This is a genomic window from Acinetobacter sp. T_3_1, assembly GCF_025377055.1.
Classification (GTDB): Bacteria; Pseudomonadota; Gammaproteobacteria; order Pseudomonadales; family Moraxellaceae; genus Acinetobacter; species Acinetobacter kookii.
Genome location: NZ_JACHVD010000014.1, coordinates 17,963 through 31,704 on the forward strand (window position 1 = coordinate 17,963; position 13,742 = coordinate 31,704).

Here is a 13,742-nt window from a genome sequence, read left to right on the forward strand (position 1 = left end):
GATGTATCAGCTCTATATTGCCAATAAAAATTATTCCAGCTGGTCAATGCGCCCGTGGCTGGTGTTGCAGGCTTTTCAGTTGCCTTTTCAGGAAATCATGATACCGTTTCCCGTGGAACGGAACACGGGCACATTCAAGCAGGATGTATTGGCCATTAACCCCAATGGTAAAGTACCGGTATTGATTGATCATGACCTGATGCTGTGGGATTCGCTGGCGATTTGTGAATATCTGGCAGAACGGCACCCCGATCAGCATTTATGGCCGCAAGATGTCAGGCAGCGGGCACGAGCACGTTGTATTGCGGCGGAAATGCACAGCGGATTTTCCGGTTTGCGCAATGCCTGTGGCATGAATATCCGTGCCCATTTAGCCGATGTGGGGAAACGTTTATGGCAGGACAATGCCGAGCTTAGGCAAGATGTGGCACGTATCGAGCAGATCTGGTCAGAACGTCCAGAGGTGAACGGTTTTTTATGCGGTGACTTTTCAATTGCCGATGCATTTTATGCCCCGGTCGTGACGCGGCTTATGACCTATGCCTTACCGGTGAACGAGTCTACACGGCAATATATGCACACCATGCTGCAACATCCGGCCATGCAACTGTGGATGGAAGGCGCGTTGCAAGAACAAGCCTGGGTGAATTATTTAGAATCGTATCAACAGCAGCCGCTTTAGCAGGGCTTGGGTTCAGTAAAAAATTCTTCCTGGTAACATTTGACCTGATTGCGTCCGCTGGCTTTGGCTGCATACAGCGCCTTATCTGCCTGGCTGAGCAATTGTTGCGAATTTAGGGAGTGGCTGGATAGTGCGATGCCAAAACTGGCGGTGACCGGAATGATCTGTCCTGAATCACTGCATAAATGAAGCTGTTGAATGGCGTGACGACAACGCTCGGCAATAATTTGTGCCTGTTCCAGAGAAGAATGATTCAAAATCAGAATAAATTCTTCTCCGCCAAAGCGACCGACCACATCACTATCCCGAATAATCTGTGACAGGACTTGACTGACCTGAATCAGGGTTTCATCGCCTTTATCATGCCCGTATTGGTCATTAATGCGCTTGAAATGATCGAGGTCAATTAACACCAGGGCATAAGATGTACTTGGCTTGCGTTCCAGTTTTTCCAGAACGTAATTGATGCTGCGCCGGTTAAGTGCATTGGTTAAGGGGTCAACCTGACTTAAATGCTGAATCAGTTTTTCCCGGTGGCGCCATTGGCTCAGTAAAATCTCAAATAAAATCAGGCAGGTAATTAAGATTGGCACGATGAAATACATCATACTCAGAACCCAAAACATATTTTGGTAGGGCAGAGTATCTAGATGAAACAATGGACCGTAACTGATTTGACCTTGCAGACTTAAATACCCGCAAACCAGTAAAAATAATGTGGCGGGGATGAGCGCGCAATAAACGATTTTACGCTTAAACAGCACTAAGCCTACAGTGAGCAGGCACATGTAAGTGATCATGGTGGCAGGACTGAGCACGCCGACCACATAACCATCACGACAGAGTGAAATAACTAAAGTACCTACAGATATATAGGGGAGGTATTGCTTTACCCAGGCTTTTTTACGCCAGATCGAACATGTGTAAATCAGCCCAATAAAGATGGTCAACATCAGAATATTCATTTTCAGCTGCAGTTTGAGCAAGGGTAAATTTACCCAAGGCCAGACTTCAGGCGATAAAAGTACCAATACTTTCCAGATAATCCAGATCAGATGCACCGAACTTCCTAAAATCAGCATCAAAATGCATTTGTTCAGGACACTCCAGTTCATTACGCCCCCGTCTTCTAACAGGTATTTCGCAATTTTTTCTTTGAACGAGATGATGTGATTCGGTGAAAAGATTGGCTTCATTCGATAGATATAATCCCTAGGTCTTTAAATCATAAATTAATGTGAATTGAGTAGATTTATTTTTAATAAATCACAACATAGCACGTTTTTTCAGCAATAGTCATACCTATTTTTTGTACTTTTAAGTCTGAAAAATATTTTGATCTGAATTACTATTGTATTAAATATAGAACGTTGTGTTGTATGTAAATCTATTATTCTATTTTTATGGACCGATTAAAATGTCTACATTGAATAAATAGAGATGAAGGTAACAGGCATGAAAGTTTTACATATCGATTCCAGTATTTTAGGTGAGAATTCTGTTTCACGCCAATTGAGTCAGGCGATTGTCACTCAACTGCAAGCCAAGCATGCAGATGCAAGCGTAGAATATCTAGATCTGGCGAAACAGCCCATTCCACATTTGACCGCTGAAATTTTGATGGGGCAAGATGCTGAACAGGCAGCCTTAGGCGAAAAAATTATTCAGCAATATCTGGATGCTGACGTGGTCGTGGTGGGTGCGGCAATGTATAACTTTGGTTTGCCTTCTACGCTAAAAGCCTGGATTGACCGTATCAGTGTGGCGGGTAAAACTTTCAAATATACTGAAAATGGTCCTGTCGGTTTGGCGGGCGAAAAAAAAGCCTATATCGCCAGCAGTCGTGGCGGCGTGTATGGTGAAAATAGCCCGGCAGATTTCCAGGAAGGCTTTTTGAAAACAGTATTTAACTTTACCGGTGTGAATGATGTTGAAATTATTCGTGCTGAAGGCGTCAATATGGGCGCAGAGTTAAAAGATCAGGCAATTGCCAGTGCTTTGGCTCAGGTAAAAAGCCTGTAATTTGCAATGATTCCATCCCATGATTCCTCTTTGGTCAGCTTCGGCTGACCTTTTTTATGGAGAATGTTGAAGTTGCTGATTAAATTTAGCTTTGATCCAGTGCATGGGCAAACTCGGCCAGGTCGGCCAGGGCCTGCTTGGCTTCATCAAACCAGGCATAGAACATCTGAAAATTGTGCCACATGCCGGTGTAGAGTTTAAAGGTGACTTGTACATTGGCCTGCTCGGCTTTTTCTTTAAAGCGCTGTGCATCGTCCAGCAGAATTTCTTTGGATCCTACCTGCACCAGCGTCGGGGGTAATCCGGTTAAATCTGCAAATAGAGGAGAAATTGAGGGATGTGATTTATCCATCGATTTCGGGACGTAATAATCAATCCCGGTTTCTAAGGTTTCAATGGACAATAAGGCATCATGTTTCTGGTTATAGCGTAAGGATTCACTGGTGAGGGTTAAATCTAAAAAGGGTGACAACAGCATCAGACCGCTGACCTGAGGCAGCTCTTCATCACGAATCTTAAGGGCCAAGGCCAAAGCCAGATTGGCACCGCAGGAGTCACCAGACAAAATGATATCCTTGGCCTGTATGCCCTGAACCAGCAAAGTATTGTAAATATCAAACAGTGCATCCAGGGCTTCAGGAAAAGGCTGTTCAGGGGCCAAAGGATAATCTACATGCAGCGCTTGCATCTGGGTGCGTGCCACCATGTCAGATACAAATGCCCGATGAGTATTTAAAGACCCTAAAAAGAATGCGCCGCCGTGAATATGTAAAATAAGCTGGGTAACGTCATTGTAAGGTTTGATTTCTTCAGCACGTAAACCGGCAAGACGAATGGGGCGAATACGGACATTTTTATTCTGCGGAAATAGACGGCACATTTGTTCAATGGCAAAACGTGCTGAACTTGGCGCTAAGTTAAACTGGCTTGGCAGACGGATGGTGGTTTTTAAAAAACTTTCTGTAATTAATTGTTTCCATAACGGACTTATCTTCATGTTTTTTCCATCTTCTTATGTCTTTTGGGGGATAACTGGATATTTACCAATTCAAGTTACAAGATTACACTAAACGGTCACACGGAAAAATTGCAAATATGTTGTGACTTTTTAATACTAAGGCCGTCTACACTAGACTAGGAAACGAAAAAAAATGAAAAAAATTGCTCTTGCATTAGGATTGCTTGGATTAACAGCTTTGGCGAATGCTGCTGATCCTTTAAATGGAACAGTTTGGAAAACGATTGACGATAAAACAAAACAACCCAAAGCAATCGTAAAATTTACTGAACAAAAAAATGGCACATTGTCTGCGAGTATTCAAAAAGTTTTGACGCCGGGCGAAGAACAGGCATGTAAAAAATGTGAAGGTCCTTATCACAATAAATCTTTAAAAGGTTTAAAGATTGTTCACGGTCTTAAAAATGTCGGTGGTACAAGTTATGAAGAGGGTACCATTCTTGACCCTTCTTCAGGCAAAACCTATAAACTAAAAGGTGAACTGGAAAATGGCGGTAAGACCCTGGAATTACGCGGTTTTATTGGCGTATCCGTTTTAGGTCGTAACCAGACCTGGATTCGCGCAAACTAAGTGTGCTGAGCCAAATGGATTAAACAAAAAAAGCCTGACTTTCTCAGGCTTTTTTTAATATGGGGAAGTAGGCTTACTTTAATGCCCGATATGCGTCTTCATCAAAGCCCACGATATATCCTGAAGCAGTTTCAAGCACTGGACGTTTGATTAAGCTGTTATGGCTGGTGAGCGCTTCAATCAGATTTTCTTCACTGCTTAAAGCGGTTTGTTGTTCCGTTTCGCTCAGTTTGCGCCAGGTGGTGCCTTTTTTATTGAGGATAAGCTCCTGACCTTTGGCATCCAGCCATGTTTTTACCGTTTCAGCCGCAATGCCTTGCTTCTTGTAATCGTGAAACTCATAGGCAAGACCGAGTTCGTTGAGTAGATCAAAGGCTTTTTTCATTGAATTGCAGTTTTTGATGCCATAAATCTTTAGCATAAGTGAATCGTTCCATTTTCTCTTATGCGATAGCGTAGCGAAAATTATCCAGAAGCTCTAGCGTGAATTAACAGGATTAAAATTAAAAAATTCAGCTGTCATCAAACTGACATTCAGATCTGTAATGATAAAGCCATACATAAGAACCATATGATTATTCTAAATATGGAAAATAGAAAAAATAGGGAAATAGAAAAGAAAAATAAAGATGATGAAAAGAGAAAACCCGCATTTAATCATCCTGATCATGCGGGTCTCATTTCAACGTCCATTGTCACATCCTTGCAAAATAAGCTACCGAAGTGGTTTATTCTGTTTCATCCTACGGCGTCCTATCCCTTTTCAGTCTTCCTGACTTATCCCTGTGCCGTGCGACAATAATGCACTTAAAAGATGTATATAAAAAGCAACAAATTCGACATCTTTTGTAATCTATACGCTGGTATTGAGTGAACAGGTGTCCACTCAATACCACATGATCAGTTATATTTTATAATCAATTATCACAGGTGCATGGTCGCTAAACCAGGTCTCTTTATAGACCCAGGCATTGACGGTACGGGCTTTCCAGTCCGGTGAGCAGGCCTGGTAATCAATGCGCCACCCGACATTTTTGGCACGTGCCTGTCCGCGATTGGACCACCAGGAATAAAGTTCAGCTTCTTTACGCACTTCACGGAAGGTATCGACATAACCCAGATCATCATAAATATGGTCGAGCCAGGCGCGTTCATGCGGCAGGCAGCCTGAAGATTTCTGGTTGCCCGACCAGTTTTTAATGTCAATGCGTTTATGCACAATGTTGTAATCGCCGCAGACAATGATCGATTTATCTTCATCCCGCCATTGTTTGAGAATGTCTTGGTATTGATCCAAAAAATGGTCTTTACGGGCTTGGGCTTCTTCACCGGATGAACCCGAAGGCAAATACAGCGAACAGATGTATACAGGCTTGTCCAAACCGAGATCAAATTCTGCAGAAATAAAGCGCCCTTGAGCATCTGCCAGTTCAAAGCCTAAACCATCTTTTACGGAGACAAAAGGCAGGCGACTATAAATGGCGGTACCGGCATAGCCTGCACGTTCTGCCGGGAAAAGGTGCGTGTACCAGCCTTCAGGTCTAAATTTTTCAGTCCACTGCGCATGGGTGATCCGGCTTTCTTGCATACAAATGACATCGGCTTCCGACTGTTCCATCCATTCCAGCAAGCCTTTGGTCACGGATGAACGCAAGCCATTTACGTTAATTGAAACCACTCTTAGAATTTTTTGATCACTTGGATAGCTACTCTTTGGTATCATGCGCAAGTCTTACCTCTATTTATGAATTTTGGAGCACCTCATGACGTCGCAAGCGACTTTTAACCCTCAAGCTTTTATCGAACTTGCATTATCACGTGGTGTGCTTAAATTTGGTGAGTTTACTTTAAAATCGGGTCGTGTGAGTCCTTATTTTTTTAATGCCGGCCTGCTCAATGATGGTGAAGCGTTAACGCTATTGGCTTCAGGCTATGCAGACAAATTAACGGCATGTGAGAATGTGGATGTGATTTTTGGCCCGGCTTATAAAGGTATTCCATTTGTTGCTGCAACGGCTGTAGCGTTGTCACAAAATCATGGCGTAAGTGTACCTTGGGGCTTTAACCGTAAAGAAGCCAAAGACCACGGTGAAGGCGGGGTACTGGTAGGGGCTTCAGTAGAAGGTAAAAAAGTCTGGATTATTGATGATGTGATTACTGCAGGCACCGCTATTCGTGAAGTTGTGACCATTCTTAAAAATGCCGGCGCGCAAATTGCCGGTGTATTGGTGGCGCTGGATCGTCAGGAAAAAGGACAGGGCGAATTGTCTGCTATTCAGGAAGTTCAAAAAGAACTGGAAATTCCTGTTCATGCCTTGATTACGATGAAAGATTTAATGGATTTTCTGGATGCCAAAGGCGAGAAAGAGGCGTTAGCAAAAATGGAAGCGTATCGGGTGAAATACGGCATCTGATGGGACAATGCTTAAAAAGGAAGCCCTGTGCCACTGCTGTCCCATAGTTAAATTCCAGGGATTTGATTTGTGAGTGTGGCAAGGATGCCACACAATCCCCATCACGACAGGACGTCGTGTATGGGGACTAAAGACTTTTGCCTACTTTTGGTCTGTCAAAAGTAGGGTTAAGCCTACACAAAGTCACTTCAACTTTTAAAGAAAAGACAAGGCTGTGAGAAATTAAATATAAATAAATATCAAATATTTAAGCGTAAAATATCCTTGTATTGATTTGGTGCTGAAATAAAATTCAAATTATGGACCAGCAATGATCCTGTGCTTCCTTTTTATCATTTTTTAATTTATTCAGCGCTAAGACGGGAAAAGATTAAAAGAAAATTCTTTTTTCCTCAGGCTCCGTTGACGGATAGCCCTTTTTTAATTTTGCCCCTCAGAAAATTCGCTATTTCCGAGCAAAAATTCTGCTTTAAATTTATTTTAATAAAGATATCTAATAAATTAGTGAATATTCAACAAACTATACAAAATGCATATTGTGAGAAAGTAAAGAAAGATTATTTTTCCTTTATTTTTTAAACTCTATACTCTAAAAGTATAAAATTTTAATATGTAAAAATACTAAATTAAACAGTATTTTATTTTTATCAAAAATATAAAAAAATTCATAAACTCAATTTTTTACTTATTTTAATAAGTTAAAAATTGCAGAAAATAGACGATTTTTCCAAAATAAATTAATGTTAACTCTGTCACATTTTTACACATCTGCAAAAATAAAATGGTATTTTTTGTGATAGATCATTTAACCATTAAAGTGATTTAATCATTTTGCCTAATAACAATAAATAAATATAAAAGGGAACTGTACCTAGAATTGGACTCTCTAATTCTTTTTATTAAAAAGAGGCTCGCAGAAGCAAAAAAGAATTAGAGAGTTAATTTTAAAAAGAGAGTAGAGGGGGGAATAATGAATCGCAGATATTGAGTGGGTAAAATGTAACAAAGATTAAAGGGAATAAAATAGAATGCATTTTAAAAGAGTTTTAATGATCCTAATGGGTTAAAAGAGGTGAGGTCGTGGCAAAAAAGTACAATAGGTTTTTATCTGGATCTGCAGATTTTAATTTAGAAAATTCTCTATATCACTGGATTACTCAAGTGCATGCTCAATATATACAAAACGTTGATCATGCATTAAAGAAATATGGTTTAGATAATTCACGCCGTCGTGTCTTGCTGGCATTAAAATCTAAAAATAAAGCCAGCGTATCTGATCTGTCGGAAATGTTGATTTCTAAAATGTCGACCACCACTAAAGTGATCTATCGCTTAAGAGACGAAGGATTGGTGAGTACTTATTGCTGTGAGAAGGATGCCCGAATTACCCGAGTATTATTAACAGAGAAAGGACAACAAACAATTCAGAAAATTAATGATCTCAGCCTGATTGTATTAGAACAGTCCTTTGATGGTTTAACTCCCCTACAAATTGAGAAAATGCTGGATAATCTTAAACATATTTTTAAGAACCTTGCGCCTTAAATGAATGAAAGTAAATAAATGTTTAATAGATTGCTAATTTTTATTTTAAGGGGTAAATGTGATTTATTCTGTATGGGAAATAATTTAATAGTAGGGGCTTAAATAAAAAATTAATAAAGGTGATTATAATATCTGGTCAAATCATTATTTTTTTATTATATAGATTTTGATTTAACAGGGGTGAATATGGTGGATTGGGGTTTTATTTTTAAATGGTTAATTTAAATGATCTGTTTTTGGGGTTTTAAACTCTTTTAATTTATGCAATTGAGGATAAAAATCATTATTCTGACATGGCTAAAGAAAATTGTAATATTATATTTTAGATAAATATTTCATTATTTATTCTTTATCTGAAAAATCATTAATCTGGTTCTTCACATTTTTTGCATTCCAGCATTATCCCGATTTTCTCTTTTCGACCCTGCTCTGTCATGACCCAAGGGCGGTTTTGCCAGGGCGGATTATGCCGCATATGTTGCGTATGACCGCAAGCCAGGTCTGCGACCCAATGATTTTCTTCATCTAGGTGAAATCCAATAATGGCTTGTTGCATAAAGTATTCCTGTCAGTGTTCAAAGTATTCCATACAAGCTTTACTAAAATTGAGAAAAAAGAAAGATTAAACTCCGCTATACTTTTCTCAATTTAAAAATACATGAGCAGATCGATATGCGCGTACTTGTTGTGATGGATCCCATCGAAAATGTAAACCTGAAAAAAGATTCTTCTATGGCCATGCTCTGGGCTGCCAGCCGTCGTGGACATGAGTTGGGTTATGCATTACAGCAAGATTTATACATCGATCAAGGTAAAGCCTTCGGTTTGATTTCACCGCTGAAAGTGTTTGAAGACTATAACCATTATTATGAATTGGGTGAAAAGAAAAAAGAATCGATCGCGGCGTATGACGTGGTGCTGATGCGTAAAGACCCGCCTTTCGACATGAACTTTGTTTATACCACCTATATTCTGGAACAAGCCGAGCGTGAAGGGGCATGGATTATTAACAAGCCGCAAAGCTTGCGTGACTGTAACGAAAAACTGTTCGCCACCCAGTTCCCAGAACTTCAGGTACCGACTTTAGTGACCTCAAATGAAGGTTTGATCCGCGATTTTCTGAAAGAACACATCGATGTAATTGTCAAACCACTGGATGGAATGGGCGGCACAGGCATTTTCCGCTTGTATCAAGATGGCATCAATATTGGGTCGACCATTGAAATGCTGACCAATAACGGTATCCGACCGATTATGGCGCAGCGTTATATTCCGGAAATTGTCGAGGGCGATAAACGTATCCTGATGGTGAATGGTGAACCAGTACCTTACTGCCTGGCCCGTATTCCGCAAAATGGCGAAGTGCGCGGCAACCTGGCAGCAGGTGGCTTGGGGCAAGCTCGTCCACTTTCTGAAAATGACAAAGCCATTGCAGCAAAAGTAGGCCCTTACTTACGTGAAAAAGGCCTGGTTTTTGTCGGTCTGGATGTGATTGGCAATTACGTGACGGAAATTAATGTGACCAGTCCAACCTGTATCCGTGAAATTGATAGCCAGTTTGGAACTTCCATTGCCGATGATTTATTTGCCGTTCTGGAAGCAGGTTTGCAAGCCTAAGTCTTATTTTTTAAAAGAGCTCCTCATGGGAGCTCTTTTTTATTCTGTTTGATTCGTTCCTTTTCTTGCTTTTTATTTTGGGATACCAAAGGGACAGGAATTTACGGGTTGTTCAAAAAAACAGGTCGTAAAATTGCTTAAAAAATATATATTTTGCTCGATTATCAATAAAACTAGTTTAAACTTTAAAATCTGAAGAAAAAAACAATCAAACGCATGTTGAAAAAAAGTAAATAACCTTTCACGGTTATGCGTTTGTGATTACAATTGTTAGCTTAAAATCAAATTTCGTTATTCCTATTTTAGAATTGAAGAATTAGACTGTGACCGAAGCAACGCAAACAACGCCGAAACATGTAATGATGATGGCTGCCGGAACCGGTGGGCATGTTTTTCCAGCACTTGCTGTTGCCAAAGAATTACAGCAGCAGGGAATTGAAGTGTCCTGGCTGGCAACGCCGACCGGCATGGAAAACCGCTTATTAAAGAATCATAATATTCCAATTTACCAGATTGATATTCAGGGTGTACGTGGGAATGGGGCTGTGCGTAAGTTATTGGCACCATTTAAAATTTTAAAAGCCACCCTAAGCGCCATGCGTTATATGAAACAGCTTAAGGTCGATGCTGTGGCCGGTTTTGGCGGCTATGTGGCCGGTCCTGGTGGTTTGGCGGCTCGTGCCTTGGGTATTCCCGTAATTATTCACGAGCAAAATGCCATTGCCGGTTTCACCAATACCCAGTTATCGCGTATTGCAAAAAAAGTGTGTCAGGCATTTCCCGACACTTTCCCTAAAAGTGCAAAAATCGTGACCACCGGCAATCCGGTACGTAAAGAAATTACTGAAATTTTAAGCCCGTCTTGGCGTTATCAAGAACGTGAGAAAGCGGGTTTGCCGCTACGTATTTTAATTGTCGGTGGCTCACTCGGTGCACAGGCATTAAATGAACGTGTACCGGAAGCCTTAAAACAGCTGAATGTACCATTGAATGTGTATCATCAATGTGGTCAAAACCATGCCGAGGCGACCCAGGCACGTTATGTAGATAAGCCTGCATCACTAGAGGTGGAAGTACAGCCTTTTATTGAAGATATGGCCAAGGCTTATTCGGATGCCGATCTGATTATCTGCCGGGCCGGTGCTTTAACCGTGACAGAAATTGCAACGGCAGGGGTGGCAGCGGTTTTTGTACCACTGCCAAGTGCGGTCGATGATCACCAGACGGCGAATGCCGGATTTTTAGCCAAAACTGGTGCGGCAAAAATTTGCCCACAAGCCACTTTAACTCCAGACAGCTTAAAAGAACTTTTAGCCCCGTTGATGAATCGCCAGTTGTTGTCTGAAATGGCAGTCAAGGCACGTCAACAAGCTCAACCAGATGCAACCCAACACGTGGTTCGTTTAATTCAAGAATTGTAAAATTAGAGTAATATATGTCTCCATCTACTCCTGCTGACCAAGCAAAAAAGTTAATCAAAGTGCCTGAAATGCGCCGTATCAAACACATTCATTTCGTGGGGATCGGCGGTGCAGGGATGTGTGGCATTGCAGAAGTACTAAAAAACCAGGGCTATAAAGTATCGGGCTCCGATATTAAAGCCTCTAAAACCACGGCTCAACTCGAAGAAAACGGCATCAAGGTCTATATTGGCCATGCGGCAGAAAATATTAAAGATGCCAATGTCCTGGTGGTTTCAACCGCGATTGATCCTGAAAACCCGGAAATCAAGGCCGCCATTGAAAGCCGTATTCCCGTGGTTCGCCGTGCAGAGATGCTGGGTGAGCTGATGCGTTACCGTCACGGTATTGCCGTTGCCGGTACGCATGGTAAAACCACCACGACAAGTTTGGTGACTTGTATGCTGGCGGAAGAAAATCTTGATCCAACTTATGTGATCGGCGGTTTGCTGAACCGTACCGGTGTCAATGCGGCACTCGGAGCCAGCCGTTACATCGTGGCTGAAGCGGATGAATCAGATGCATCATTCCTGCACTTGCAGCCTATGGCCACCATTGTGACCAATATTGATGCGGATCATATGGATACTTATGGCGGCAGCTTTGATGTCCTGAAAGATACCTTTGTGCAGTTCTTGCAGAAACTTCCATTCTACGGTCTGGCTGTGGTCTGCGGTGATGACGCCAACATTCGTGAAATTATGCCACGTATTGGCCGTCCACTCTTAACCTACGGTTTTAACGAAGACAACGACATCCGTGCGGTTGATGTTGATCAGGATGGTATGCGTACTCACTTTACCGTGCTGCGTAAAAACCGTGAACCACTTCGTGTGACGGTAAACCAGCCGGGTCTGCATAACGTGTTGAATGCCTTGGCGGCAATTGGTATTGCAACCGATGAAGGTGTTTCTGATGGTGCGATCTGCCGTGCATTAGAGGGTTTTAGCGGTGTAGGCCGTCGCTTCCAGGTTCAAGGTGAATTTGAAGTTGCAGATGGCAATGTTAAATTGGTAGACGACTATGGTCACCATCCTAAGGAAGTCGAGGCCACCATTAAAGCGGCACGTCAAAGTCATCCAGACCGTCGCCTGGTGATGATGTTCCAGCCGCACCGATTTACTCGTACCCGTGACTGCTTTGATGACTTCGTCGATGTATTGTCACAAGTCGACCAATTGTTATTGTTAGAAGTGTATCCTGCAGGCGAAAAGCCGATTGTCGGGGCAGATAGTCGCAGTCTGGCACGCAGTATCCGTTTGCGTGGCGATGTTGAGCCGATTTTGATTGACCCTGTAGATGGCAATTTACAAAACGCGATGCAAAAAGTGTTACAGGCGAATGACTTGTTATTAACGCAAGGCGCAGGTAATGTGGGTGCGATCTCGGTTGAGCTTGCACAAAATAATTTGTATTTAAAATAATCACTTTGTGTGTTTTTGCATGTGATCGTTCAGTTATAAAGTTTAAGGATATAAACGTGGCAAATGCTTCAAAATTCGGCAAAGTTGCCGTATTGCTTGGTGGTAAATCAGCTGAGCGCGAGGTTTCTCTAGATAGTGGTCAAGCTGTGCTTGAAGCATTGGTGCGTTCGGGGGTGAATGCCGAAGCTTTTGACCCGCAAGAGCGTAGTGTGACTGAACTGGTCAACTATGACCGCGCCTTTATTGTCTTGCATGGTCGCGGTGGGGAAGACGGTCAAATCCAAGGTACATTGGAATGGTTGAATATTCCTTATACCGGTACCGGTGTGCAAGGTTCTGCGATTGGTATGGACAAGGTAAAAACCAAGCAGGTCTGGCAAGGTTCGGAACTGCCAACGGCACCCTATCGTATTGTGACCAAAGACTCTGACCTGGATGCAATTATTGATAGCATTGGTCTGCCATTTATTATCAAACCGGTGCATGAGGGTTCAAGTATTGGTATGAGTAAAGTTGAACGCAAGGAAGACTTTGCTGATGCGATTGCCAAGGCGACTGAACATGATGCAGTGGTGATGGCAGAGAAATGGATTACTGGCCGTGAATTTACCATTGTGATTTTAAATGGTCAGGCCTTGCCGATCATTCGCCTGGAACCGCCAAAAGATGTGGCATTCTATGACTATGAGGCCAAGTACAACCGTAATGACGTGCAGTATGGTATCCCTTGCGGTTTAACCGAAGAAGAAGAAAAACGTCTGCAGGCTTTATGTTTGCGTGCTTTTCAGGCTGTCGGTGCCAGCGGTTGGGGTCGTATTGATGCCATGCAGGATGAACAGGGCAACTTCTGGTTACTGGAAGTGAATACTGTTCCAGGCATGACCAGTCATTCTCTGGTACCCAAGGCTGCCAAAGCTGTAGGCTATAGTTTTGATGAGTTGTGTGTGGCGATTTTAGAACAGACTTTAACGGCTGCGGCTCACTAGAAT

At 42.1% G+C, this 13,742-nt stretch carries 14 protein-coding genes; 9 read left to right on the forward strand and 5 right to left on the reverse strand.

Annotation, left to right across the window (positions count from 1 at the left end):
• Position 1: 1 nt before the first annotated feature.
• Positions 2 to 682, forward strand: a complete 681-nt coding sequence (locus H4I94_RS12340) for a glutathione S-transferase family protein (RefSeq protein ID WP_261183282.1) — start codon at positions 2 to 4, stop codon at positions 680 to 682.
• On the opposite strand, the gene H4I94_RS12345 is transcribed toward H4I94_RS12340, so the two are convergent.
• On the reverse strand, positions 679 to 1,878 hold the full coding sequence (locus H4I94_RS12345; RefSeq protein ID WP_261183283.1) for a GGDEF domain-containing protein: 1,200 nt from the start codon (positions 1,876 to 1,878) through the stop codon (positions 679 to 681). The genes H4I94_RS12340 and H4I94_RS12345 overlap by 4 nt on opposite strands.
• 259 nt (positions 1,879 to 2,137) lie before the next feature.
• On the opposite strand from H4I94_RS12345, the gene H4I94_RS12350 reads away from it, so the two are divergent.
• Positions 2,138 to 2,704, forward strand: a complete 567-nt coding sequence (locus H4I94_RS12350; protein WP_131274203.1) for an FMN-dependent NADH-azoreductase — start codon at positions 2,138 to 2,140, stop codon at positions 2,702 to 2,704.
• A gap of 85 nt (positions 2,705 to 2,789) precedes the next feature.
• Here H4I94_RS12350 and H4I94_RS12355 read toward each other — a convergent pair whose 3' ends face one another.
• On the reverse strand, positions 2,790 to 3,701 hold the full coding sequence (locus tag H4I94_RS12355; RefSeq protein WP_261183284.1) for an alpha/beta hydrolase: 912 nt from the start codon (positions 3,699 to 3,701) through the stop codon (positions 2,790 to 2,792).
• A 154-nt stretch (positions 3,702 to 3,855) separates the two neighbouring features.
• Here H4I94_RS12355 and H4I94_RS12360 point away from each other — a divergent pair, with 154 nt between their 5' ends.
• Entirely contained in the window at positions 3,856 to 4,293 is a 438-nt protein-coding gene (locus H4I94_RS12360) for a DUF2147 domain-containing protein (protein WP_261183285.1), read from the forward strand.
• Positions 4,294 to 4,366: 73 nt separating this feature from the next.
• Here H4I94_RS12360 and H4I94_RS12365 read toward each other — a convergent pair whose 3' ends face one another.
• Positions 4,367 to 4,714, reverse strand: coding sequence for a Spx/MgsR family RNA polymerase-binding regulatory protein (locus H4I94_RS12365; RefSeq protein WP_092820700.1), 348 nt, complete (start codon positions 4,712 to 4,714; stop codon positions 4,367 to 4,369).
• Positions 4,715 to 5,197: 483 nt separating this feature from the next.
• Entirely contained in the window at positions 5,198 to 6,016 is an 819-nt protein-coding gene (locus H4I94_RS12370) for an exodeoxyribonuclease III (RefSeq protein ID WP_261183287.1), read from the reverse strand.
• A gap of 40 nt (positions 6,017 to 6,056) precedes the next feature.
• Here H4I94_RS12370 and pyrE point away from each other — a divergent pair, with 40 nt between their 5' ends.
• Together pyrE and H4I94_RS12380 are read left to right on the forward strand one after the other, a co-directional pair.
• Positions 6,057 to 6,707, forward strand: coding sequence for an orotate phosphoribosyltransferase (gene pyrE, locus H4I94_RS12375; protein ID WP_131274200.1), 651 nt, complete (start codon positions 6,057 to 6,059; stop codon positions 6,705 to 6,707).
• A gap of 1,080 nt (positions 6,708 to 7,787) precedes the next feature.
• Positions 7,788 to 8,252, forward strand: coding sequence for a MarR family winged helix-turn-helix transcriptional regulator (locus H4I94_RS12380; RefSeq protein WP_261183288.1), 465 nt, complete (start codon positions 7,788 to 7,790; stop codon positions 8,250 to 8,252).
• 364 nt (positions 8,253 to 8,616) lie between these two features.
• Here H4I94_RS12380 and H4I94_RS12385 read toward each other — a convergent pair whose 3' ends face one another.
• Entirely contained in the window at positions 8,617 to 8,808 is a 192-nt protein-coding gene (locus tag H4I94_RS12385; RefSeq protein ID WP_261183289.1) for a DUF3565 domain-containing protein, read from the reverse strand.
• A gap of 116 nt (positions 8,809 to 8,924) precedes the next feature.
• Here H4I94_RS12385 and gshB point away from each other — a divergent pair, with 116 nt between their 5' ends.
• The 4 genes from gshB (at position 8,925) to H4I94_RS12405 (ending at position 13,739) form a co-directional block, all read left to right on the forward strand.
• Positions 8,925 to 9,869: a glutathione synthase gene (gshB, locus tag H4I94_RS12390; protein ID WP_261183290.1), complete on the forward strand. Its 945-nt coding sequence runs from the start codon at positions 8,925 to 8,927 to the stop codon at positions 9,867 to 9,869.
• A 323-nt stretch (positions 9,870 to 10,192) separates the two neighbouring features.
• Positions 10,193 to 11,290, forward strand: coding sequence for an undecaprenyldiphospho-muramoylpentapeptide beta-N-acetylglucosaminyltransferase (murG, locus tag H4I94_RS12395; RefSeq protein WP_261183291.1), 1,098 nt, complete (start codon positions 10,193 to 10,195; stop codon positions 11,288 to 11,290).
• A gap of 14 nt (positions 11,291 to 11,304) precedes the next feature.
• Entirely contained in the window at positions 11,305 to 12,753 is a 1,449-nt protein-coding gene (gene murC, locus H4I94_RS12400) for a UDP-N-acetylmuramate--L-alanine ligase (protein ID WP_261183292.1), read from the forward strand.
• A 56-nt stretch (positions 12,754 to 12,809) separates the two neighbouring features.
• A complete protein-coding gene (locus H4I94_RS12405; RefSeq protein ID WP_092820535.1) occupies positions 12,810 to 13,739 on the forward strand; it encodes a D-alanine--D-alanine ligase in 930 nt (309 codons plus the stop codon).
• Positions 13,740 to 13,742: the final 3 nt, after the last annotated feature.

Coding starts and splice junctions, on each gene's coding strand:
- H4I94_RS12340 (WP_261183282.1), top strand. CDS start 2: ATGTATCAGCTCTATATTGCCAATAAAAATTATTCCAGCTGGTCAATG.
- H4I94_RS12345 (WP_261183283.1), bottom strand. CDS start 1,878: ATGAAGCCAATCTTTTCACCGAATCACATCATCTCGTTCAAAGAAAAA.
- H4I94_RS12350 (WP_131274203.1), top strand. CDS start 2,138: ATGAAAGTTTTACATATCGATTCCAGTATTTTAGGTGAGAATTCTGTT.
- H4I94_RS12355 (WP_261183284.1), bottom strand. CDS start 3,701: ATGAAGATAAGTCCGTTATGGAAACAATTAATTACAGAAAGTTTTTTA.
- H4I94_RS12360 (WP_261183285.1), top strand. CDS start 3,856: ATGAAAAAAATTGCTCTTGCATTAGGATTGCTTGGATTAACAGCTTTG.
- H4I94_RS12365 (WP_092820700.1), bottom strand. CDS start 4,714: ATGCTAAAGATTTATGGCATCAAAAACTGCAATTCAATGAAAAAAGCC.
- H4I94_RS12370 (WP_261183287.1), bottom strand. CDS start 6,016: ATGATACCAAAGAGTAGCTATCCAAGTGATCAAAAAATTCTAAGAGTG.
- pyrE (WP_131274200.1), top strand. CDS start 6,057: ATGACGTCGCAAGCGACTTTTAACCCTCAAGCTTTTATCGAACTTGCA.
- H4I94_RS12385 (WP_261183289.1), bottom strand. CDS start 8,808: ATGCAACAAGCCATTATTGGATTTCACCTAGATGAAGAAAATCATTGG.
- gshB (WP_261183290.1), top strand. CDS start 8,925: ATGCGCGTACTTGTTGTGATGGATCCCATCGAAAATGTAAACCTGAAA.
- murC (WP_261183292.1), top strand. CDS start 11,305: ATGTCTCCATCTACTCCTGCTGACCAAGCAAAAAAGTTAATCAAAGTG.